Origin of the sequence: Methylocapsa polymorpha (assembly GCF_045689225.1) — a bacterium.
Taxonomy (GTDB): domain Bacteria; phylum Pseudomonadota; class Alphaproteobacteria; order Rhizobiales; family Beijerinckiaceae; genus Methylocapsa; species Methylocapsa polymorpha.
The window spans coordinates 2,856,428-2,876,584 of record NZ_CP136862.1; the positions used below are offsets into that span (position 1 = coordinate 2,856,428).

Sequence of the window (20,157 nt, forward strand, 5' to 3'; positions counted from 1 at the left end):
TTTTATTCCTTCGGGCGGACTGCGGGCGCGTCGAGCCGGGCGTTGGCGTCGATGCGCACGCGCGCATCGGGCTGCAGCTTCAGCTGACCCTCGGTCACGACCTTTTCGCCGGGCCGCACGCCCTCGAGGACGGCGATGCGGTCTTCGCGCGTCTCGCCGACGCGCACAGGAAACGGCGCTCCACCTTCAAAGGCGCTTCGCCATTGAATTGCGCCGCCTGCGCGGCCCCCGCTTGAGGGGGGCCGCCGCGCCGGCCTCGGGCGCGGCCGGGATCACGACGAAAACGCTGTCGCCATAGAGCGAATAATTGATCGCCGTGCGCGGCAGGGTCACGATTTTTGCCGGCGCGCCGGCGATGACGTTCACATTGGCGAACATGCCGGGCAACAATTGCCGCTTCTTGTTTTCGAGCTCGCCGCGCACCAGAACATTGCGGCTCTCCTGAGCGATGCGCGCGTCGATCGTTTTGATCACGCCGCGGAAAATCTTGCCCGGATAGGCGTCGACCTCAACCTCGAGGATCTGGTCCGGCTTCAGGAGATCAAGCGATTTTTCGGGCACCGGGAAGTCGACGTAAATCGGATCGAGCTGCTGCAATGTGATGAGGCTCGTTCCGGGCGAGACATATTGGCCGAGATCGGTCTTGCGAATGCCGAGCCGGCCAGAGAAAGGCGCGACCAGCGTCTTCTGCGCAATGATCGCCCGAACGCGCTCGACGGCGGCTGCGGCGGAATCGCGCGCGGCTTCGGCGGAGTCGAAATTCGCCTTGGGCGTATTGCCGCTGAGCGAGAGCTGCCGCTGCCGCTCCAGCGTAAACTCGGCGTTTTTCAGGGTCGCGAGATTGCTTTTGAGATCGGCTTGCTCGACCGAGTTGTCGATTTCAAAGAGCCGGGCGCCCTTTTCGACGTCCTGGCCGGATTCCACCCGAACCGCTACGATCGCGCCGCCGATCTGAGGCGAGACGTCTATTCCCTGCACGGCGCGGAAACTCCCGATAGCCGGGAGCCGGGGCGCCCAAATGTCCGCCGCCGCCTCGCTGACGGCAACCGTCGCAGGCGGCGGCGCGGCCTGCGCGATGAATGTCTTGATCATCTGCGGTTTGACGACGAATTGAAAATATCCAAGGCCGCCGCCAAGCGCGGTAAGGAAGATGAATACAAGGATAAAAATAATGATTCGCTTCACGGGACCGACCAAAATATCTCGGGACTGAATAGAGGCAATTGTATCGCGGGTCGCTTGCTCACGGCGGGAGCGCTCCGGCAATCATAGCGACAGAGCCCGGAAAAATTGAAGCGCGCCCGCCAAAGAACCGCCATTGCCCACACACAATCGCCTTGGATGTCAGCTTCGAAGATTGACTGAGAATACTGGCCTAAAGGCAACCGACCGCCGGCAAAATTGTGACGGCGCGGATAGTTATGAATAAAAGGCTCCCGCAAAGCTGCAGTTGACGCCGTTAATGTACGTTAATGTAGATGAATCGGCGCATCGCCGACTTTCCCTGGCCTTCCCAAGATGGAAGCGCCAAAGTCACGCCTTGAGTCCAAGCGAAGGCCCGTGCTCTCGCAGTTTGGCGCCTCCCCAATGCTTTATTAGCTTGCTGAAATTACCATGAGCGGATCGGCGTGGATAGTGCGTCAAATGCGTTTATTCGGCGCCCGGCGCCAAAGACATTGATCGCAACTTTCACTGGAGGACCGGCTCGAACAGTAAAGGTGGCTGCGCAAGCGGGCGCTAGATGTTAAATTCGTAGAAAGCTTTGGCCGGGCCGGCGGCCGCGGCGCTTGCGTTTAGGCCGGTTCTCGTTGGAGGGGCCACGCTGCGCATAGGGTCTCGTCTGCGGCGCGATGTCGCTGCGGCGGGGATCAAAATCCGCCCTTGTTCAAGGTCCGTTTCAAGATGCGGCGCGTTCCGCTCCATCAGCGGCGAAAATGCGCTAGCTCATTTTCATTTCCTAAGGCCGTCGCGCGATTCGCGACTCCGGCCTTTCCAAGAAGGATCCGTGCGGGGCATGAGCGTGCATGGCGTCAGCTTTCACGCACGGGGAATGCACTGCCCTGGCTGCGAGCATGTCATCGAGGACTCGGTGCGCAAGCTCCGAGGCGTGCGGAAGGTCAAGGCCGATTACCCGACAGAGACGGTCGCGGTCGTCTTCGACCCGGCGTCGACAAATATCGAGGAGATCTGCGCAGCGGTCGCGCAGAAAGGCTATCGCTGCTTTTTGCCGGACGACATCCCGGCTCCGCCGAATAGGGTCAAGAAACTCGCCGGACTTATTCTGGGGCTTGCCGGAATCCTCCTCATCATTTTCCTCGACGCCGAGTTCATCAGCCCGAGCGGCGCGCCAGATATTGGCAAGCACATGGGCTATGGCCTCATTTTTGTGCTCGGTCTTCTGACCGGATTTCATTGCGTCGGCATGTGCGGCGGCTTTGTCCTGAGCTACACGGCGAGCGACGCACGCTTGGGCCGGCAGTCCTATCTGTCGCACGTCCTGTATGGGGCCGGAAAGACGCTCTCCTACACGGGCATCGGGGCGATGTTTGGCCTGCTTGGCGCGATCATCGCCTTCACGCCCTTGTTGCGCGGCGCCGCCGGCATGATCGCCGGAGCCTTTCTCATCATCTTCGGCCTGAACATGCTGGGCCTGTTCGCGCCATTGCGCAGAATCCGCATCACTATGCCGGCCTTCCTTGTAAGATTCGTCGGACGGCGAACGCGCAGCTACAACCGCCCCTTTGTCATTGGTTTGCTGAACGGACTCATGATCGCCTGCGGTCCCTTGCAGGCGATGTATGTCATGGCGGCGGGAACCGGCAGCGCTGTCGAAGGAGCCAAGATGCTCTTCACCTTCGGCGTCGGAACGCTGCCTGTCCTGTTGAGCTTCGGCGTCCTGAGCACTTTTATCTCGGGGGCGTTGACGCATCAGTTGCTGAAGCTCTCAGGCGCGATCGTCATCATCCTCGGCGCAGTGATGATCAATCGTGGTCTGATCTTGACCGGCTCCGGCTATGACCTCCGCGCTCTCATCGACGCGGCGTCAAGGGCGAGTCGATCTACGCCTCCGTCCATGTCCATGGACGCGTCCCAAACAGCGGTTCAAACCATTGTGATGGATGTGACGCGTTCGGGCTATTCGCCAAACCATTTTATTTTGCGTAAAGGCGCGCCCGTCCGGTGGATCATCAATGGCGAGGAGATCACCACATGCAACAGGCGGATTCTCGCGCCGAAATTGGGCTTGGAGTTCGATGTCAAAAAGGGACCGCAAGTCATCGAGTTCACGCCCATGGAGGAGGGGGTCATTCCGTGGAGCTGCTGGATGGGCATGCTGCATGGCGCGTTCGAGGTGATTGGCGAGCCGCCGGCGGAGCCAGGACAGCCGGCCGCCGTTCCCAACGCGCCGGCTGAAGCGTCACCGGCGCCTGCATTGATAAACCCCGCGGCGCCTGCGCAAGCCCTCGTCGGATCCTACAGGATAGAAGCCGGGGATTCCTTGCAGAGAATCGCGGCCAAGCTGTACCACGACCCACAAGGCTGGCCCGGCATCGCCAAGGCCAATCCCGGCCTCGATCCGCGCCGGTTGCGCCCGGGTCAGGTAATTAAGCTCCCAAGGCCGGCCCCCAAAAGCTAGACGGCTTGGCCGCCCGCGCGGTCAGCTCAGCACGCCATATTTCTTGAACCAGGCCTGCGTTTCTTTCCACGCGTCCTCCGCCGCCTCCTTGCGATAGCTCGGCCGGTAATCGGCGAAGAACCCATGCGGGGCGCCCGGATAGATCTTGAATTCGACGGTCTTGCCGGCGGCGAGGAGCTTCGCCTTCATCTGCTCCACCTGTTCGACGCTGATCCCGGCGTCCTCGCCGCCATAGAGCCCGAGCACAGGGGCCTTGACCTCGCCGGCGAGCTCGAAGGCGTTCTTCGGCATGCCCTCACGCGCAGGATCCATAAGGCTTCCGTAAAAAGCGACGCCCGCCTTGAGGTTCGGGTTGTGAGTCGAGTAAAGCCAGACGGTTCGCCCGCCGCGGCAAAAGCCGATAACGCCGAGGCGATTGGCGTCGCCGCCTTGCGACTTGGCCCAAGCCACGGTCGCGTCGAGATCGGCGAAAAGCTCTTGATCCGGCTTGCTGTTGACCAAGGGCAGCAACTCCTGCAAATCGGCGATCTTGGTCAGGTCGCCCTTGCGGAAATAATAATCCGGGGCGACCGCGAAAGCGCCGAGCTTGGCGAGCCGCCGCGTGATGTCCTTGATATGCTCGTGCAGGCCGAAGACCTCCATCGCGACGAGAATGATCGGCGGGTTTTCGCTTTGCGCGGGCTTGGCGAAATAGACCGGCAGCTCGCCACCGGCGACCTTGGCCTTTGCTTCGCCGGCGACAAGGCCGTCGGCGTCGGTCTTGACCACGTCGGCGCGGACGGGACCTGCGGCAAGCGTATAGCCGGCCGCGGTTGCGGCGGAGGTCGTCATGAAGGCGCGGCGCGACAGCGGCGGGGCGACCTTAATCAGGCCCTCGATATCCGACATCAGCTTTTGGGCGGGCATGCAAATTCTCCATTCTGCTGGCGGGTCAATTCGAAATCCGCGACGCTTAAGTCTATTCGCATTCCGTCTGCGTTAGGCCAAGAGGCGCCCTTCCAAGGGGCTAAGACGGATGGCCGGCGGCGACATCCGCCGGGCGGCGCGGCTAGACTTTGACATGAAGAGCGCGGATCCTGAATAGCGCGAGAATCGGCGACCACGCCTCAACTCGGCAGGACATGCGAACCAGCGTTTCGTCTGAAAGGTGCAGGGGGAGCTTCCAATGACTAAGGGCGGGCAGTTTAAGACAGTCATCGTCGCAGCCTTGGCGGCGCTTGTGTGGATGGGCGGCAAAGCGGACGCCGCGCAGTGCGGCAACACGGCGGCCGGCTTCGAGGCGTGGAAGGCGCAGTTCGCTGATGAAGCGAAGGCAAGAGGGGTCAGCGCCTCTGCGATCGCTGCCCTCAGAGGAACTAACTATTCGACGGCGACCATCTCGGCGGACCGCGGCCAGAAGAGCTTCCATTTGTCGCTCGATCAGTTTCTCGCCAAGCGTGGCGGCTCGGTCATCGCTTCGCGCGGGCGCGCGCTCAAGCAATCCGACGCGTCCCTTTTCGCGTCTATCCAGCAACGTTACGGCGTCCCGCCGGGGCCGCTCCTGGCCATTTGGGGAATGGAGACGGGATTCGGGAGCGTGCACGGCAATCAGAACGCTCTGTCGGCTATTGCCACTCTCGCCTATGATTGCCGCCGATCGGCCTATTTCACCGACCAGCTTTACGCTGCTCTGACATTGATCGATCGCGGAGTCCTGTCGGCGAGCTCGCGCGGCTCCATGCACGGCGAGATCGGCCAGACGCAGTTCCTGCCTAAGACCATCCTTGAGTACGGGACCGGAAATCTCGATAACGCGGCCAACGCGCTGTCCTCGACTGCGAATTTCCTCAAGGCCCATGGTTGGCAGGCGGGCGCCGGATACCAGCCCGGCGAGGCCAATTTCGCAGCGATCCAGGCCTGGAACGCCGCTCAGGTCTATCAGCGGGCCATCGCGCTCATTGGCCAACAGATTGACGGAAAATAAGTCGCGCCTCCGAAACGCTTAAAGGGGGTGGGCCGAAATCCGGCTCGTTGCGCGTCAATCCACGCGAGAACGGCCGGCTGAGGACCCCTCAACGGCGGCGGCAAGCTAGTCTGGCCGCGATCGGATCCTTCGACGAAGCCCATCCGATCGTCCCGTCAGATTACCCCATAGCTGCGCTTGAGCCGCGTTCCGCCATCCGAAATGACAGTCGAGGCCCGCTAGCTTGGAAAGTGCTCGACATGGGTCTCGGCGGTTCGGCCGATATAAAGCGCCCGGCGGCCGGAGAAGGAGACGATGTAGCCCGCGCAGCCGGCCGCTGCGACCTTCTTGCAGAAGCCCTTGTAGGTATATCCAGGCGCCAGTTGCTGCGCTTCCTTGATGGCGGCTTGAATAGGCGCCGTGTCGAAGGTCGCGGCGATGGGAACATCGATCTTGTGCGTCGACAACTCGACGCTGTCGCCGGCGGGCAGATAGTAAGTCGCGGTCCCGCAGCGGAAGTCGATAGCGTAGCCCTCGAAGCCTTCCTGCATCAGTGTTCCGACGATTTGCGGAAAGGTAAGCGTGTTGTCCTCCGCGCCTTCGAGGCAGGTCCTGGCGACAGACTTCTTGTGATCGTCCACTTGCATTCTCCATTGTGGGTTGAATTGAGCTTATTCAATCGGCGCCGTGGTCATCTGGCAGTGCTCGACCATTCGCTTCAGAAGCCGCTCCAGGGTCTCGCGCTCGGCTCCCGAAAGATGATCGAAGAATTCTGCGTCGTTCCGGTCGGCAAGCGCAGCCAGCTCCGGGGCCAGATCTGTCCCCTGCGGCGTAAGTGCGAGCGTCTGCGCGCGACCGTCGTCGCGACTGGCCTTCCGAACGATCAGCGACTTGCTGATCAGCCGGTCGGCGAGCTTCGTGATCGCCCCTCGCGTCATGCCCATTTCCTCGGCGAGGCGGCTGGGCGGCATCGGGTCCTTGCCATAAAGCGCACGCATCATGACCCATTCGGCAACCGTCACGCCCTTGGCGGCGAGCTTGCCGGCGAAGGCGTAAGAGACGTGGTTGGACACGGTGCGCAGCCAGAATCCAAGATGCGCAGCCAGGTCCGACGGGGGTGGCGCTGAAGACACGGCCGCTCCTTAGTTGACTAGGAAACTACTATATTTAGGTTTCCTAGTCAACTATCTGCGGCGGCGCCTGGCTCCGCACCTGAACGCAGGCGAGCAGAGGGCAGGAGGTTTCTGCACAGCTTGAGGGGGCCTCAGCCCCTAAGGCTTATCCGGGCTTGCTTGACGTAGAGCCTCACGCGCCGGCGCGATCACGTTCTGGAAATGCAAGGCGGCGCCTGGCGCCCTTTCATCGCGTCGCTTCGCCGCCGCTGGACAGCGCGCGGCGGACTGCGTCGCGCCATCCTTCGATCAGGCGCTCGCGCTCGGCGTGCGCCATGCGCGGTTCGAACCTTGCGCCTCTTGCCCAAACATTCGAGATGGCCGCGAGATTGGGATAGACGCCGGTCGAAAGCCCGGCCAGAAAGGCCGCGCCATGCGCCGTGATCTCCAGCATGATCGGGCGCTCGACCGGCGCATCGAGGATGTCCGCCAGGAATTGGCAGAACCAGTCATTCGCCGCCATTCCGCCATCGATCCGAAGCGCGCTCTTGCCCTGCGCCTGGAGAGAGCCGTCACCGGTCATAGCCTCCATGAGATCGAAGGTCTGATAGGCGACGGATTCCAGGGCCGCGCGAACGATATGCGCGGCGCTTGAATCAAGCGTTAGGCCGCAGAGCAATCCCCGCGCGTGCGGGTCCCAGTGCGGCGCCCCGAGGCCGACAAAGGCGGGAACCATGTAGACGCCATGATTGCCTGGCAGCTTTGCCGCGATCTCGCTCGTCTCCGCGGCGTCGCTAATGAGGCCAAGCCGATCGCGCAGCCATTTGATTGCGGCTCCGGCGATGAAAATCGCGCCTTCGCTCGCATAGGTCGGGACGCCCTCGATGCGATAGGCCATGGTCGTCAGCGTCCCGCCGCGCGGCGACGCGGGCTCGGCGCCGGTATTGCGCAAGGCGAAGCAGCCGGTGCCATAGGTCGATTTCACCATCCCCGGCTTGAAGCAGGCTTGCCCGACCATGGCCGCGTGCTGGTCGCCGGCAACGCCGGCGATTGGGATGGGCGCTCCGAACAGCTCGGCAATTGTTGCGCCGTAGAAATGGCTGCTGTCCTGCACCGAGGGGAGCAGGCCGTGCGGAATTCGAAAGAGCGCGAGAAGCTCGTCGTCCCAACATTGGCGATGGATGTCGAACAACAGGGTGCGCGAGGCGTTGGTGGCGTCGGTGGCGTGGACTTGGCCCAGGGTCAAGCGCCAGAGCAGAAAACTATCGATCGTGCCGAAGGCGAGCTGTCCGCGCTCGGCTTGTTGTCTCGCATTGGAGACGTTGTCCAGAATCCAGGCGAGCTTGGTCGCCGAGAAATAGGGGTCGAGAAGGAGGCCGGTGCGGGCCCGGACAAGCGCTTCGGCGCCTTCGTCGCGCAGCCGTTCGCATTCGCTGGCCGTGCGCCGATCCTGCCAGACGATGGCGCGATGGATTGGCGCGCCGGTCGCGCGGTCCCAGACCACCACGGTCTCGCGCTGATTGGCGAGGCCTATCGCGGTAATTGGCGCGTCCGATTTGGCAATCGCCTCACGCGCGGTCTCGATCGCGTCGCGCCAAATATCCTCGGGATCATGGTCGACCCAGCCGGCCTGTGGATAATATTGGGGAAACTCGCGCTGTGCGCTTGCGATAAGACGCCCCTCGGCATCGAAGACAAGGCTCCGGGTCGAAGTCGTGCCCTGATCGATCGCGAGGAGGCGGCTCTGGCGCGTCACAGCTTGTCCTCTGTGATGCGGGCCTTTGCGCGCTCCGCCACATAGGTTTCGACGCGCGCGGCTTCAGCAGGCGAAAGGCTCAGGCCGAGCTTTGACCTACGCCACAGGATGTCCTCCGCGCTCAGCGCCCATTCCTGGTCGATCAGATAATCGATCTCGGCCCGCGAAAGGCCCGCCCCGAAATCCTCGCCGAGATCCTTTGCGCTCCGCGCCCCGCGCAAAATCTTCTCCACGCGGGTTCCATAGGCATGCGCGAGCCGCAACGCGAGCGCCGCCGGCAGCCAGGGGCGACGGGCCCGCAATTGATGCAGAAACAGGTCGAAATCGCCGTCTTTAATGTCGCCGCCGGGCAGCGGCGAATCCGCCGTCCATCGCTCCGGCTGCGGCGGCGACAGATGCGATGAAAGCGCCTCGACCGCATCCTCGGCCAAGCGCCGATAGGTCGTGATCTTGCCGCCGAGGACCGAAAGGAGCGGGGCTTCTCCAGCCGGCTGATCGAGATCGAGAACATAATCGCGAGTCACGGCCGAATTGCTCGACGCCTTGTCGTCATAGAGGGGACGCACGCCGGAAAAGCTGTGGACAACATCCTTAGGCGCGAGCGGCGTTGCGAAATAGCGCGAGGCCGCCTCGCAAAGATAGGCGATCTCCTCCGCGCTGATCATGGCCTTGGAGGGATCGACTTCGAACGGAATTTCGGTCGTGCCGATAAGAGTGAAATCCTGGGCGAAGGGCATGACGAAGACGACGCGCCTGTCCTCGTTCTGCAGGATATAGGCGTGGTCTCCCTCATAGAGCCGCGGCGCAATGATGTGGCTGCCCTTGACGAGGCGCAGCTTCTTGCCCGCCCCAATGCCGCAGACGACGTTCAAGACGTCCGAGGCCCATGGGCCCGCCGCATTCACGAGCGCGCGCGCCGTGACCGTCCATTCGGCCTTGTCCAGCACATTTTGCAGCGTGATTCGCCAAAGCCCGAGATCGCGCTTCGCCGAAACGCAGCGCGTCCGCGTGCGGATCACGGCGCCGCGTTCGCGCGCGTCGAGCGCGTTCAGCGTCACCAGCCTCGCGTCATCCACGGCGCAGTCGGAATAAGAAAAGCCGGTCGTCAGATGGGTCTTGAGCGGCGCGCCTTCCGGGCTCTCGCGCAGGTCGATGCGCTTCGATCCGGCGAGGCGTCCGCGCGGGCTAAGATGGTCATAAAGAAACAGGCCGAGAGCGATCATCCATTGCGGGCGCAGGCCTTTCTCCCAAGGCAGGATAAAGCGCATCGGCCGGATAAGATGCGGGGCGACGCCGAGCAGCGTCTCGCGCTCGATCAAAGCCTCGCGCACGAAGCGGAACTGATAATATTCGAGGTAGCGCAACCCGCCATGGATCAGCTTGCTCGACGCCGAGGAGGTTGCGCCGGCGAGGTCGCCTTGCTCGCAGAGCATGACTGACAGGCCGCGGCCCGCCGCGTCGCGCGCAATGCCGGCCCCGTTGACGCCGCCGCCGATGACGAGGATATCGACGTCTGCTTCCCGCGCCATCTCTTCGCCCATTTCGCGCCGGCCGTATGCTCATGGGCCGGTCTGCGTCGAGATGATAGTTCGCGCGGCGTTCAAACGAAAGCGCGCGCGGCGGCGTATCAGCGCGGCGGCGCCAAGCGGCGGGCCCGGCCCATCGTATCGGCCTTGAACGCGGCGGTATTGGAGGCTCCGTTGACGGAACCGGCTCAAACTGGTCTACATCCGGCCTGTTCGCCAAGCCTTGGCATGATTTGGACCGGTTAAAGGAATGAATTTACTGACGCCTTTTGAAAATGCGTGGCAGTATCGGGAATTGATTCGGGCGGTGGTTCGGCGGGAATTGGCGGTTCGGTTCCGCGGCTCGATCCTCGGTTGGCTCTGGGCGATCTTCGGACCGCTCGTCATGCTGTCCGCCTATACGGTGATTTTCTCCAGCGCGGTCGGCGTCCCGGCTTCGGCGAGAGGGGCCGGCGTCGGAACCTACGCCTTGTCGATCTTCGCCGGACTGATCGTCTTCAACCTGTTCAGCGAGCTCGCCTATCGCTCGCCGGGCCTTCTGCATGAGCACGCCAACGTCATCAAGAAGTCGATCTTCCCGAGCGAGACGCTGGCTTGGACGGCGACGATCCGCGCCGGGGTCTACGCCTTGATCAGCTTGGGGGTGCTTCTCGTCTTCGAGCTGGCCTTGACGCGATGGCTGCCGCCGACCAGCCTTCTCCTGCCTTTCGTCGTCGCGCCTTTCTTCTTGTTTTTGCTTGGTATATCCTGGTTCTTGATGGCGCTCGGGTCATTCACCCGCGACGTCGCGCATCTCATGATCTCGATCGTGCCGGTTTTCATGTTCGCGACGCCGATCTTCTATTCAATCGAAGACGTGCCGCCGAACCTTCGCGTCTATGCGCATCTCAATCCGATCGGAAATTACGTCGAGATGATCCGCGATCTTCTTTTGCTGGACCGGCTTCCGGGCCCGCTTCTTTACGCCGGCACGGTCGGCGGCTCGATCGCCGTGTTCTTCTATTCCTATCGTTTCTTCATGCAATACAAGGCCGTGTTCGTCGATGTCATCTGATCTCGTCATCAGCTGCGATTCTGTGGGCAAGGCGTTTCAGCTCTATTTGCGGCGAAACGACCAGCTGATGCAGGCGATCTTCGGCCATTGGAAGCAGTACTATCATCACCATTGGGTGCTGCGGAACGTCAGCTTCAGGGTTCATCGCGGCGAAACGGTCGGGATTATCGGCCGCAACGGCGCCGGCAAGACGACGCTCCTGCAGATCATCTGCGGCATCACGAAGCCGACGCAGGGGAGCGTGAAAGTCACCGGCCGCGTCGCGCCGATCCTCGCCCTCGGCGCCGGCTTCGATCTTGAGCTGACGGGCCGGGAAAACGCCCTGATCGGCGGCGCGATCCTCGGCATGCGCCGCTCCGAGGTCGAATCGCGCCTCGACGCAATCGCCAGTTTCGCTGATATCGGCGATTTCTTTTACCAGCCCTTGAAAATGTACTCGACCGGCATGGCGGCGCGGCTCGCGTTCGCCATCTGCGCCCATGCCGACGCTGACATTCTGATCGTCGACGAGGCGCTCTCGGTCGGGGACGCCGCCTTCGGCGCAAAATGCGACGCTTTCATAAGGGATTTCGCGCGGCGCGGCACGATTCTCGTCGTCTCCCATGATCTTGAGGTCTTGGCGACGATCTGCGATCGCGTCATTTGGATCGACGATGGCGAAGTGCGCGATCTCGGGTCCTCCGACAATGTGATCGCCGGCTATCGCGAGGCGCTCGAAGGGCCTGCGGCTGCGGCGCAGGCGGCGACGGCCTAGCGGTTAAATCTGCGGTTTGGCGCCTGCTTTCACGTGCGGGCGCGGGGCGGCGATCATCGCCCCTGGACGGCGCCTGGTCCGGCGCTTATCTCGATGCTGAGATCGATTGTCGGCGCCTTGCGAGATGCGCGAGGCTTGGCGCAGGCCTTGCGTTGGCGCGCCGATCTTCTCACGCGAGGACCAACATGAACCGCCCTCTCTCCCGCTTCGCCACGCGCGCAGCCTATGGCGCGCGCCAGCTCCCGCGCGTCGCCTGGTATCTGGGTCACAGCGTCGCCATGGCCCGGATGGCGCAGCGGGCGCGCGACGAGGAAGGGAGCGCGCGGCCAAAGCCCCATACCGACGCGCCGACCCCGGCCCGCCAACGGTTCCTCGCGGATATGGGCGCCCTTTGGCGGCAAGACCTCGCCAATGTTGAAGCGGGCCTCTATCCGCTCCCCGCGGATCATGACGGCTCATGGAAAATGCTGTTCGACCGCTCGCGGCTTTTCTTCGAGGATCTTCCCGCCGTCCACCGCCGCCGGGAAAGCGGCGAGCACAGCGAAGTGCTGACCGAGGAAACGCGCGACAAACGGCCCCGCTATTATCTCCAGAATTTCCATTTCCAGTCGGGCGGCTGGATGACGGACGAGTCGGCTCAGCGCTACGACACGCAGGTCGAAGTGCTTTTCAAAGGCACGGCGAACGCCACGCGGCGTCAGGCGCTGCCGCCGCTCCACGAACTCTTCGCCGGGCGCGATCAACGCCGGTTGCGGCTTCTCGACGTTGGCTGCGGCACCGGGCGTTTACTCGATTTCGTCAAGCAGGTCTGGCCCCGGCTTCCCGCTATCGGCCTCGATCTGTCGGAGCCCTATGTCAGGGAAGCCAAGCGTCATTTGGCGCGCTGGTCGCGAACCGACCTTGTGGTGGGCAACGCGGAATCGATTCCGCTGGCTGACGAGAGCCAGGACGCTGTGACGAGCATCTTCATGTTCCATGAACTGCCGCCCAAGGTGCGCCGCATCGTCTTGCGGGAATTCGCCCGCGTTCTGAAACCCGGCGGACGGCTTGTTCTGGTGGATTCGCTTCAGCGCGGCGACGCGCCCGACTATGACGGCCTGCTGGAGCTCTTCCCGCAGAGCTTTCACGAGCCGTATTATCTAAGCTACATCGAGGAGGATTTCGCCGCGCTGTGCCAAGACTGCGGGTTGACCTATGCCCGCGATGAGAGGGCGTTCGTTTCTAAAGTTATGGTCTTCGACAAGTTGGCGTGAGCGGCGGCGGGGCGCGTGGTTGCTGGCATTCTTGCCCCAAGATGAAATCCTCTTTCTTGTTTGCGCGGCCGCGGCATGATGGCGAGGCCAAGGGCGGAGGCGCGGGGTTGATAGACCAGAAGCGAATCGGTTGCGACAGGCTACGCGCCAAGGTAACGAGCGCAGAGGCGGCGGCGGCGTTCATCGGCTCGGGCAGCACCGTAGGGATGAGCGGCTTCACAGGCTCCGGCTATCCGAAAGCCGTTCCGCTTGCGCTCGCCGCGCGAATCGAAGCGGAACATGCGGCGGGCAAGCCGTTCCACGTGCGGGTCTGGACCGGCGCCTCCACCGGTCCTGAGCTCGACGGCGCGCTCGCCAAGGCGGACGGCATCGAGTTCCGTCTCCCATACAATTCCGATCCCATCATGCGCGAGAAGATCAATCGCGGCGAAATGGAATATTTCGACATGCACCTGAGCCAAGTCGCGCCAATGGCTTGGCAAGGCTTTCTTGGCCCGCTCGACACCGCGGTGATTGAAGTCGCGGGCGTCCGGCCCGACGGCGCGCTCATCCCTTCATCCTCGGTGGGCAATAATAAGACTTGGCTCGAGCGAGCGCGGCAAGTGATCCTGGAGGTCAACAACTGGCAGAACGCCGCTCTGGAGGGGATGCACGACGTCTATTATGGCGCCGCCTTGCCGCCCAACCGCACGCCTATTCCCCTCGTGCGGCCAGACGATCGCATCGGCGAGCCCTATTTTCGCTGCGATCCTGATAAGATCGTCGCCATTGTCGAGACCCACGGGCCCGACCGTAATCTTCCGTTCGCGCAGCCTGACGATGCGGCGCGCGCCATCGCCGGGCATCTCGTCGATTTCTTTCGTCACGAGGTCGCGAGAGGTCGCCTGCCCGCCTCGCTGCTGCCGCTCCAGTCCGGCGTCGGCAATATCGCGAACGCGGTGCTCGCCGGCCTCCTCGAAAGCCCGTTTGAGAACATGACCGCCTATACCGAGGTGATCCAGGACGGGATGCTGGACCTGCTCGCATCCGGCAAGCTCCGCATGGCCTCCGCGACGGCGTTCTCACTGAGCCCAGGGGCGGCGGCCGCGCTCAACGCCGACATGGCGCGCTTTCACGATAAGATGATCTTGCGCCCGCAGGAAATCAGCAACCACCCGGAACTGATCCGGCGTCTGGGCTGCATCGCCATGAATGGGCTTATCGAGGCCGACATTTATGGCAATGTCAATTCCACGCACATTATGGGATCGCGCATCCAGAACGGCATTGGCGGATCCGGGGACTTCGCCCGCAACGCCTATGTCTCAATCTTCATGACGCCCTCCCTCGCCAAAGGCGGCAAGATTTCCGCGATCGTGCCCCAGGCGAGCCATGTCGATCATATCACCCAAGACGTGCAGGTGCTTGTGACCGAGCAGGGACTGGCCGATCTACGTGGCCTTTCGCCCAAGCAGCGCGCCAAAGCGATCATCGAGAATTGCTCGCACCCCAATTACCGGCCTGCCTTGGCCGACTATTTCCGGCGCGCTAAGGAACACTCCTACGGGCAGCAGTCGCCCTCGCTGCCGGGGGAAGCGCTTTCCTGGCACCAGCGGTTTATCGAAACCGGATCGATGCTGGCCTGACGGCGGAAAACCGGCGCCGAATCTTCCTTGCCCGGCTTAGGAACTTTGGCGAGCCAAACGGCCGACCAGTGCGCGGCGAACAGGAAAATTCGCGTTTTGCCGCTCTATCAGCAGAAGCGCGATGATGAATTCGACGGCGATCGCGAGGCCGATGACCCAGACGAGCCGTGGGTCCTCGCGCACCAGGCTTTCCGCGCCGACCATGATCGCAATATGAATCGTCGGGATGATGGCGACAATTGCGGTCGTCGCCGCCGAACCGCGGCCGGTCGCCGTTGCGACGGTGAGGACGAGCCCGATCGCCAGCAGAGCATGAGACAAGGAGAGGATCGGAATGGCGAAGCGTTTGGTCGCCTCGCTCATCCATTCGGCGTAGCGGCGCGGCCCGAGTTCGGGACCCGGCCGCGCCTGAAGAAATTCTCCAAGCGACAATTCGAATGCGCCCCGCCAATCGCGCTTCGGCATGCCGCCGGCGCCTTGCATGTTGATCGGGATGACATATTCGTCGAAATTCGCGCTCTGCATGTTCCCGCTGCCGTCGGGGTGAGTCTGGATCGAGCCATTGCTCAGGATCATCACGACGCCGGTCTCGTTGCGGCGGAACTCCGTCTCGGCGGCGTTGATGATCTGCTCCTCGGCCTTATCAGGGGAGTATTGATGGATATACATGCCCGAGGCCACATCGGCGGATCGCCAGCGCTCGAAGTACAAAGTGCGGTAGCCATTGTCCAATTGGTAGAAGCGCCCAGGCTCCAACATGCGATGGTTGAGCGAGTTTTGGATCACATGGATCACGTCATGCATCTTGCCGACATTGGCCGGCGCCACAACCGACGAGATCCAATAGCCGAGGACGACTGCGATCATAGCGACGAGACTCGCGGGGACGCAGATCGACCAGACGGAGAGGCGCAGCGAATAGAGAACCGCAATCATGCCGTCGGACGACATGCGCGCGAATTCGAGCGCGACCGCGACGCCTATGGCCATGGGCAACGCGACATAGAGAACCGTCGGCATCGTGCCGAGAAGCGCGGGAATGAGAAGGCCGCCTCGCACCGCGGCGGCGGGAAGCTGGTGGAAAAGCGAGGCCATGACCACCGGAACGCAAAGACCCGTCTCGATCACCAGGGCCGACATCGCGATCCGCCTGGCGAGATAAAGATAGAGAAGGCGAGGCATTGCAGGCTCCAGGAGTGAGGCCGACGCCGCCGGCCCTGCGGTCATGGGTTCGAGATCAAATTTTCATCCGCTCCGAAGCAAGCCTCGCATAATTCTGCCAAGCCTTGTCGAACACGCGGCCGTCTGGAAGCGCGGTTGCGCCGGCCCAATGCGCGAAGAAAATCCGGTTGCCGAGCCAGTCGAGAGGCGCGCCATTGGCGTCAAAACTCACATCCGTCACCTTGTAGAAGCTTTCGTCGGACGCTCCCGCGACGCATTCTGCGAGAGAGGCGATCTTGAGCCCGCGCCGATGCGTGACAAAATTGCTCAAGGGCTGTGCGAACAACATGCCGCGCTTGCGCACAGAATGGAAGATCCGTCCGTCCTTGGCGATCACGGCGTAAAAATCCTGCAGCGACAGAAGCTTGTTCGACGTGACGAAGAAACCGTCATTGAAGAGCCTGACGTCCCGCAGGAAATCATATTTTTCGCTCTTTTTGTTGTAGACATATTCCTCGCTGCTGGAGGCGATAATGAAATCGGTCTTGCCAGGCTCGAGCTTGCCGAAAACTTCTCTCACGTCGCGAAACAGGATCGTGTCGACGTCGATATAAAGAACCTCGTCGAGAGGCAGGGCGAGGGACATGAACTTGCGCAGGCGGCGGCGATGTCCCGGAAAGAAAGGATAGAGCCGCCGCGCCAGGACGTCGAGATCGCGCGAGCCCTCGGTGACGAGATGGACGCCATAGACGTCGGCCGCGCGTCTGGTCAAAGCGAGATTGTCGTCGTAGGGAATGAGGTAAAGCGGCGTAGCGGCGTTCGTCGCGCGGTAGCTTTCCAGGAATGGCAAGAGCCAGTTGGAGATGCGGTCGTTCGCGAGGATCGCAATGCCGCATTTCTTGGCCGGGGCATGATCAGGCGGAAGGTGATCGGACATGAGAGCTTTGCGCGTCGGGTGAGCAGGATCGGGGCGGGCCCGCCTTGCGTGGGTTGGATGGTTCAAGGGGAATCGCCGCTGGCGAAGCCGCCGCGGACGCCAAGGATGAACAGGCGATGCGCCAAGCAGGCAGCGACTGCGTGCGAAGGCTTTTGCGGTCGCCTTGATGTACAGTGATGGGAAACATGGATCAAGACCACGGCGACGGCGCCCCCGTTGACGAGGCGACGGAGCCGTCAAGCGGCGCTCCGAGCGCCGATCTGCCGCTTCTGGGCAAGACCGTCTTGCTCGTGCATCCGGCTTGGCATTCCTGCGGCAGCCATCAGGTTTTCGTTTCACAGGCGCGGACCTATCGCAGCCTCGGAGCGAAAGTCTTGAGCCTGGCTGTGGCGGATGCGCCTGGGGCGACCTTGGGTTCGCGCCAGCATAGGTCCTATCTGGCGGCGAGCGCCGATCTCGAGGCCGACGCGCGCTTCTTTGCGGGCATGCCCCTCCGCCAAGTCTTGAACGCGGATTTTCTGCGCGCCGCAAGGCAATGGCTGCATGGAAATTTCGCCGCGATCCTGGTCGAGACCACCAAGCTTGTCCAGATCCCTGACGCGCTCGCGTCCTCGCCTCGGATCGATCTCATCCATTGCAATCATTTCTTTTGCATGCCCGCGGCGCGGCGCCTGCGCGACAAGCATGGCTGTTCGGTGCTGCTCGATACGCATGATCTCCAGGCGCGACAATATGCGCTGCGCAATGAGGCCGGCTGGACCTTGGCCCCGGTGGCAAGCTTCGAAGAGATGCTTGCGATCGAGCTCGACGCCATGCGAGCGGCCGACCTTCTGCTGCATTTGAATGACGAGGAGGCGGCGGCCTTCCAAAAGCTGCTGCCCGGCAAGCGGCACGCCTTGCTTTATCCCGCCGTGCCGGCGGTGTCGGCGGAGTCCGGTGGACGTGATTTCATCATCATCGCCAGCGCCAATTACGCCAATTTTCTCGGCGTGGCCTGGTTCTTGAGGGAGGTCCTGCCGCTCGCGCCCGATATTCCGGTTAAGATTCTCGGGAATATCGACGGCGCGTTCAAATTTCGCGCGCCGGATCTCCTGAAACGACACGCCAAGCTTTTTCGCGGCCGGGTCAAGGATCTCGACGCCGCCTACCGCAGCGCCGCCGCGATTCTGCTGCCGACGACGCAAGGGCATGGAATTTCCATCAAGACGATCGAAGCCATGTCGAGCGGCGCGCCCTTGATCGCGACGCCGCATGCTTTTCGGGGATTCGGACTGGATCCCGCAGAATTCGCCAATGTCGCGCTTGCCTCGGATGCCGCGGGCTTCGCTGCAGCGCTGCGGCGGGCAGCGGCCTCTCTCGATGCACCGCCGGCAGATCGACGCCGCGCCGATACGCGCTCTGCCTATGACAGGCGCTTTTCCTTCGAGGCCTATAGAAAGGCGCTCGCCGGGCTCGTCGCGCCTTTTTTCGAGAGTTAACGCCAGGCCGGGGGCAGGGGCTCAGCCGAAGGCGACGCGGCGGCTCAAGCCCGCCGAATTTTTACATCGAGATCTGGCACGACTTCCAATTGGAGCCGCAGGTCCAACACGGCTCCACTGACTGTGTCCAGCACATGCGCATCGTCGGTCACGCCCAGGAAGGTGATTTCAACCACGCCGTCGCGCGTAGCAACCCCGCTCAAGCTTCCGCTTCCTTCCAGCATGCGATGCTTGATCGCATTGATGAGAAATCGTTCGATTTCTTCCGGTTTCGCCATGCGGGCCTCCTCCATGCGGCCCCAGCCTACACGAGCGGCGGAAATTTACATAGCCTCCGCGGAATCGCCAAAGGTTGGCCGGAGCGAGCACATAAAGAGTTGCTTATATCTTTATTGCGAGCTGTCCATCGGCCTGCTATAGAGCCCGCGTCCTCATCCTGGAGCGTCGAGAGCCCATGACCCATTCGTTCAATGATTACGCCATCACCGACATCGGGCTTGCCGACTGGGGCCGCAAGGAGCTTGCGATCGCGGAAACCGAAATGCCCGGCCTGATGGCGACGCGGGCCGAATTCGGGCCGAGCCAGCCGCTCAAGGGCGCCCGGATCGCCGGCTCGCTGCATATGACGATCCAGACCGCCGCGCTGATCGAGACGCTGAAGGCGCTCGGCGCCGACATTCGCTGGGCCTCCTGCAATATTTATTCGACCCAGGATCACGCCGCCGCCGCCATCGCCGCCGCCGGCATTCCGGTCTTCGCCCGCAAGGGGGAAAGCCTCTACGACTATTGGGAATACACCCATAAGATTTTCGAGTGGAGCGACGGCGGCGCGCCGAACCTCATTCTGGACGACGGCGGCGACGCCACGCTGCTCATTCATCTCGGCATTCGCGCGGAGGCGGGCGACACGGCGTTTCTCGACAAGGCCACCAACGAGGAAGAGGAGGTTCTCTTCGCCGCGATCAAGCGGCGGCTGGCGTCTTTTCCCGGATGGTATGGCAAGATCGGCGACGCCATCAGAGGCGTGAGCGAAGAGACCACGACCGGCGTCCATCGCCTCTATATCATGGAGAAGGAGGGCAAGCTCCTTTGGCCGGCGATCAACGTCAATGATTCGGTCACCAAGTCCAAGTTCGACAATCTCTATGGCTGCCGGGAATCGCTCGTCGACGGCATTCGCCGCGGCACGGACGTGATGATGGCGGGCAAGGTCGCCATGGTCGCGGGCTTCGGCGATGTCGGCAAGGGCTCGGCCGCCTCGCTGCGCAACGCCGGCGCTCGCGTGCTCGTCTCCGAGATCGATCCGATCTGCGCCTTGCAGGCGTCGATGGAGGGCTATGAAGTCACGACCATGGAGGACGCCGCGACGCGCGCCGATATTTTCGTGACCTGCACCGGCAATGTCGATGTCATCACGCTCGACCATATGCGGGCGATGAAGGATCGCGCCATTGTCTGCAACATCGGCCATTTCGATTCGGAGATTCAGGTCGCGGGCCTGCGCAATCTCAAATGGCATAATGTGAAGCCGCAAGTGGATGAGATCGAATTCGCCGACGGCAAGCGGATCATCCTTTTGTCGGAAGGGCGGCTGGTCAATCTCGGCAACGCCACCGGGCATCCGTCCTTCGTGATGTCGGCCTCCTTCACCAATCAGGTGCTGGCGCAAATGGAGCTTTGGACCAAGCAGGGCCATTACGCCCGCAAGGTCTACACCTTGCCGAAACATCTCGACGAAAAGGTCGCGGCGCTCCATCTCGACAAGCTCGGCGTCAAGCTCACCAAGCTCTCAGCCCAGCAGGCGGCCTATCTCGGCCTGCCGGAGACCGGCCCGTTCAAGCCGGATCACTATCGGTATTGATTTCTTTGTAGCGCGGGCGGAAGAAGCCAACGCTGATTGCGAACAAGGGCCGCCTTCGGGC

General features: G+C 62.4%; 18 protein-coding genes. 8 read left to right on the plus strand and 10 right to left on the minus strand.

The features are described 5' to 3' along the window. Positions 1-2: 2 nt before the first annotated feature. Together RZS28_RS13175 and RZS28_RS13180 are read right to left on the minus strand one after the other, a co-directional pair. Positions 3-167 carry a hypothetical protein gene (locus RZS28_RS13175; RefSeq protein ID WP_407338198.1) on the minus strand — a complete coding sequence of 55 codons (165 nt, stop codon included), beginning with the start codon at positions 165-167 and terminating at the stop codon, positions 3-5. Between the two features lie 19 nt (positions 168-186). Further along, positions 187-1,185 carry an efflux RND transporter periplasmic adaptor subunit gene (locus RZS28_RS13180; RefSeq protein ID WP_407338199.1) on the minus strand — a complete coding sequence of 333 codons (999 nt, stop codon included), beginning with the start codon at positions 1,183-1,185 and terminating at the stop codon, positions 187-189. Between the two features lie 829 nt (positions 1,186-2,014). Between RZS28_RS13180 and RZS28_RS13185 the strand changes: the two genes are divergently transcribed. Further along, complete coding sequence (locus RZS28_RS13185; RefSeq protein WP_407338200.1) at positions 2,015-3,637, plus strand: sulfite exporter TauE/SafE family protein; 1,623 nt, start codon at positions 2,015-2,017, stop codon at positions 3,635-3,637. A gap of 21 nt (positions 3,638-3,658) precedes the next feature. Here RZS28_RS13185 and RZS28_RS13190 read toward each other — a convergent pair whose 3' ends face one another. Beyond that, a complete protein-coding gene (locus RZS28_RS13190) occupies positions 3,659-4,543 on the minus strand; it encodes a dienelactone hydrolase family protein (RefSeq protein WP_407338201.1) in 885 nt (294 codons plus the stop codon). 259 nt (positions 4,544-4,802) lie between these two features. Between RZS28_RS13190 and RZS28_RS13195 the strand changes: the two genes are divergently transcribed. Continuing rightward, on the plus strand, positions 4,803-5,600 hold the full coding sequence (locus tag RZS28_RS13195) for a lytic transglycosylase domain-containing protein (RefSeq protein WP_407338202.1): 798 nt from the start codon (positions 4,803-4,805) through the stop codon (positions 5,598-5,600). A 218-nt stretch (positions 5,601-5,818) separates the two neighbouring features. On the opposite strand, the gene RZS28_RS13200 is transcribed toward RZS28_RS13195, so the two are convergent. The 4 genes from RZS28_RS13200 to glpD all read right to left on the minus strand — a co-directional run bounded on the left by RZS28_RS13200 (position 5,819) and on the right by glpD (position 9,976). Beyond that, complete coding sequence (locus RZS28_RS13200; RefSeq protein WP_407338203.1) at positions 5,819-6,220, minus strand: DUF1398 domain-containing protein; 402 nt, start codon at positions 6,218-6,220, stop codon at positions 5,819-5,821. Between the two features lie 30 nt (positions 6,221-6,250). Continuing rightward, entirely contained in the window at positions 6,251-6,712 is a 462-nt protein-coding gene (locus RZS28_RS13205) for a MarR family winged helix-turn-helix transcriptional regulator (protein ID WP_407338204.1), read from the minus strand. Between the two features lie 226 nt (positions 6,713-6,938). Further along, positions 6,939-8,447 carry a glycerol kinase GlpK gene (gene glpK / locus RZS28_RS13210; protein ID WP_407338205.1) on the minus strand — a complete coding sequence of 503 codons (1,509 nt, stop codon included), beginning with the start codon at positions 8,445-8,447 and terminating at the stop codon, positions 6,939-6,941. Next, entirely contained in the window at positions 8,444-9,976 is a 1,533-nt protein-coding gene (gene glpD / locus RZS28_RS13215) for a glycerol-3-phosphate dehydrogenase (RefSeq protein WP_407338206.1), read from the minus strand. Before glpD ends, glpK begins: the two co-directional genes overlap by 4 nt. A gap of 247 nt (positions 9,977-10,223) precedes the next feature. On the opposite strand from glpD, the gene RZS28_RS13220 reads away from it, so the two are divergent. The 4 genes from RZS28_RS13220 to RZS28_RS13235 all read left to right on the plus strand — a co-directional run bounded on the left by RZS28_RS13220 (position 10,224) and on the right by RZS28_RS13235 (position 14,659). Then, positions 10,224-11,027: an ABC transporter permease gene (locus tag RZS28_RS13220; RefSeq protein ID WP_407338207.1), complete on the plus strand. Its 804-nt coding sequence runs from the start codon at positions 10,224-10,226 to the stop codon at positions 11,025-11,027. After that, the gene (locus tag RZS28_RS13225) at positions 11,017-11,781 is read left to right on the plus strand and encodes an ABC transporter ATP-binding protein (protein ID WP_407338208.1); all 765 of its coding nucleotides are present in this window, start codon (positions 11,017-11,019) and stop codon (positions 11,779-11,781) included. Before RZS28_RS13220 ends, RZS28_RS13225 begins: the two co-directional genes overlap by 11 nt. A 185-nt stretch (positions 11,782-11,966) precedes the next feature. Continuing rightward, the gene (locus RZS28_RS13230) at positions 11,967-13,034 is read left to right on the plus strand and encodes a class I SAM-dependent methyltransferase (protein WP_407338209.1); all 1,068 of its coding nucleotides are present in this window, start codon (positions 11,967-11,969) and stop codon (positions 13,032-13,034) included. 110 nt (positions 13,035-13,144) lie between these two features. Beyond that, on the plus strand, positions 13,145-14,659 hold the full coding sequence (locus RZS28_RS13235) for an acetyl-CoA hydrolase/transferase family protein (protein WP_407341126.1): 1,515 nt from the start codon (positions 13,145-13,147) through the stop codon (positions 14,657-14,659). A 36-nt stretch (positions 14,660-14,695) separates the two neighbouring features. On the opposite strand, the gene RZS28_RS13240 is transcribed toward RZS28_RS13235, so the two are convergent. Both RZS28_RS13240 and RZS28_RS13245 read right to left on the minus strand, forming a co-directional pair. Next, entirely contained in the window at positions 14,696-15,841 is a 1,146-nt protein-coding gene (locus tag RZS28_RS13240; protein ID WP_407338210.1) for an LptF/LptG family permease, read from the minus strand. A 55-nt stretch (positions 15,842-15,896) separates the two neighbouring features. Then, the gene (locus RZS28_RS13245; RefSeq protein WP_407338211.1) at positions 15,897-16,757 is read right to left on the minus strand and encodes a hypothetical protein; all 861 of its coding nucleotides are present in this window, start codon (positions 16,755-16,757) and stop codon (positions 15,897-15,899) included. 185 nt (positions 16,758-16,942) lie between these two features. Here RZS28_RS13245 and RZS28_RS13250 point away from each other — a divergent pair, with 185 nt between their 5' ends. Next, the gene (locus tag RZS28_RS13250) at positions 16,943-18,235 is read left to right on the plus strand and encodes a glycosyltransferase (protein WP_407338212.1); all 1,293 of its coding nucleotides are present in this window, start codon (positions 16,943-16,945) and stop codon (positions 18,233-18,235) included. 44 nt (positions 18,236-18,279) lie between these two features. On the opposite strand, the gene RZS28_RS13255 is transcribed toward RZS28_RS13250, so the two are convergent. After that, positions 18,280-18,513 (minus strand): hypothetical protein, encoded by a 234-nt coding sequence (locus RZS28_RS13255; RefSeq protein WP_407338213.1) that lies wholly within the window; start codon positions 18,511-18,513, stop codon positions 18,280-18,282. Between the two features lie 176 nt (positions 18,514-18,689). Here RZS28_RS13255 and ahcY point away from each other — a divergent pair, with 176 nt between their 5' ends. Beyond that, positions 18,690-20,096: an adenosylhomocysteinase gene (gene ahcY, locus RZS28_RS13260; RefSeq protein WP_407338214.1), complete on the plus strand. Its 1,407-nt coding sequence runs from the start codon at positions 18,690-18,692 to the stop codon at positions 20,094-20,096. Positions 20,097-20,157: the final 61 nt, after the last annotated feature.

What these genes read in the sequence shown, in the direction of transcription:
- RZS28_RS13185 (WP_407338200.1), top strand. Translation starts at nt 2,015, where the DNA reads ATGAGCGTGCATGGCGTCAGCTTTCACGCACGGGGAATGCACTGCCCT.
- RZS28_RS13190 (WP_407338201.1), bottom strand. Translation starts at nt 4,543, where the DNA reads ATGCCCGCCCAAAAGCTGATGTCGGATATCGAGGGCCTGATTAAGGTC.
- RZS28_RS13195 (WP_407338202.1), top strand. Translation starts at nt 4,803, where the DNA reads ATGACTAAGGGCGGGCAGTTTAAGACAGTCATCGTCGCAGCCTTGGCG.
- glpD (WP_407338206.1), bottom strand. Translation starts at nt 9,976, where the DNA reads ATGGCGCGGGAAGCAGACGTCGATATCCTCGTCATCGGCGGCGGCGTC.
- RZS28_RS13220 (WP_407338207.1), top strand. Translation starts at nt 10,224, where the DNA reads ATGAATTTACTGACGCCTTTTGAAAATGCGTGGCAGTATCGGGAATTG.
- RZS28_RS13225 (WP_407338208.1), top strand. Translation starts at nt 11,017, where the DNA reads ATGTCATCTGATCTCGTCATCAGCTGCGATTCTGTGGGCAAGGCGTTT.
- RZS28_RS13230 (WP_407338209.1), top strand. Translation starts at nt 11,967, where the DNA reads ATGAACCGCCCTCTCTCCCGCTTCGCCACGCGCGCAGCCTATGGCGCG.
- RZS28_RS13240 (WP_407338210.1), bottom strand. Translation starts at nt 15,841, where the DNA reads ATGCCTCGCCTTCTCTATCTTTATCTCGCCAGGCGGATCGCGATGTCG.
- RZS28_RS13245 (WP_407338211.1), bottom strand. Translation starts at nt 16,757, where the DNA reads ATGTCCGATCACCTTCCGCCTGATCATGCCCCGGCCAAGAAATGCGGC.
- RZS28_RS13250 (WP_407338212.1), top strand. Translation starts at nt 16,943, where the DNA reads ATGGATCAAGACCACGGCGACGGCGCCCCCGTTGACGAGGCGACGGAG.
- RZS28_RS13255 (WP_407338213.1), bottom strand. Translation starts at nt 18,513, where the DNA reads ATGGCGAAACCGGAAGAAATCGAACGATTTCTCATCAATGCGATCAAG.
- ahcY (WP_407338214.1), top strand. Translation starts at nt 18,690, where the DNA reads ATGACCCATTCGTTCAATGATTACGCCATCACCGACATCGGGCTTGCC.